Annotated in this window: 2 pseudogenes; both read left to right on the top strand. The window is 55.7% G+C overall.

Annotated features, from left to right (window positions below):
- Positions 1 to 213 (top strand): annotated as a pseudogene (locus tag HMPREF2749_RS08395) (gluconolactonase); the annotation flags it as partial.
- Positions 214 to 578: 365 nt separating this feature from the next.
- A pseudogene (locus tag HMPREF2749_RS08390) lies at positions 579 to 1,498 on the top strand (peptidase); the annotation flags it as partial.

Below are 1,498 nucleotides of genomic sequence, written 5' to 3'. Positions count from 1 at the left end.
GTTGCGGCGTTCACCTACCGTGCGGCTGGTTCTCCTGCGGTGAAGGGCGATTCTCCCTATGTGGATGTTAAGCCTGGTGCTCCGTTCTATCGTGAGATTCTGTGGGCGAGCCAGAATTTGCCTACTGTGTACGGTGGTCACTATTTCATTCCTAAGCAGTTGCTGACTCGCGGCCATCTGGAGACTGTTCTGACTGCTTTCCAGTCTCGATAAGCTGGCCCGCTAAACTGGCTCTGCTTGTCGACACTAGTCGCACGAATAACCCCGTGTTCCCGAATGGTTTTCTATTCGGGAGCGCGGGGTTCTGTTTTCGGGGTTTAGTTTGCTGAGTTTAGCGTGCTGGGTTCTCAGTTCTTAGTGGCTGGTCAACCTGTGAAAACCCTCAGAACCTTCAAGTCTCCATTGAGTGTTTCCTGACATCTGTTCAACCCTTTGATAGGGTGAAAATGTCCCCGAAACCGATGGGGATATTCGACCACTTTTCTCATTGGGTTGGCGCAGATTCAACGGAGATTTCTCACCCCAGAAACCCTATGAAACCGCATCATCCCGATGGGTACGACCCGTAAGGATGATGTATGTCCTCGCTTCCGAACTCTAAGTCTTCTTTCCTCCGTGCGGCGCAGGGTTGCGGAGCACTGGTGCTGGCTGGAGCTATGGTTCTGCCGATGACTCCGGCACTCGCCCAGGATGCGGCACCTGTTGCTAATGCACCGGCGGCAAATGCTGTGACCCCCAAGCCGGTAGCTCAGGACGCCGCGGCACAGCCGACGTACTCCGCTGATTATGACGGCATTCTGTACACCGGCGAGGGTGGCACCGTGACTCTGAAGGGTACCGGTTTCACCAAGGAATGGCGTGAGCAGCACGGCACCGTTGTCTTCTACATTGCTGCTACGAAGGACCGCCCCGGTAACGCTGAGCCTTCCACGTCGATGCTCCGTTTTGAAGAGGGTAAGGACTTCACCATTGCCGATGATGGCACTTTTGAGGCGAAGCTGACCATCAAGGCTAAGGCTCTGGAGAGCTTCTACACTCCCATTGATTATTTCCCGGGTATCACCCTGGATGAGGTGCGTTACGAGACGGGTATTTTGACCGAGGCTAAGGGCCAGCCCCAGTCGAGCATTGAGGATATTTGGGCTCGCAAGAACGTTATCGCCCACCACCCGATGTACACCCGCGCTTACCATCCGCAGGTCCTGGCACCTAAGTGGAAGTATGATGCCCTGAAGGACACCACGAAGGATCAGGAGTTGCTGGTCAAGGGTGAGGGTTTCGTTGGGGAGGAACTGCCCGGCCGTGAGGGTGCCATGTACGTGATTCGCGAGAAGGGCACCGGCACCCCCGTCCTGGCGATGAGCGATATGAAGTCCTACTATGAAGGTCCCGATGGCGTAACCCGCCTGGAGGGAGGCACTCTTTACCGCGCCATCAAGATCCCCGCGAACACTCTGGATCCGTCTAAGCAGTACGTCATTGAGGCGTGGAGCGACTA

Origin of the sequence: Rothia sp. HMSC075F09 (genome assembly GCF_001810515.1) — a bacterium.
GTDB lineage: Bacteria > Actinomycetota > Actinomycetes > Actinomycetales > Micrococcaceae > Rothia.
The sequence above is the reverse complement of the archived record's forward strand: the minus strand, read 5'-3'. Positions and strand labels throughout refer to the sequence as shown.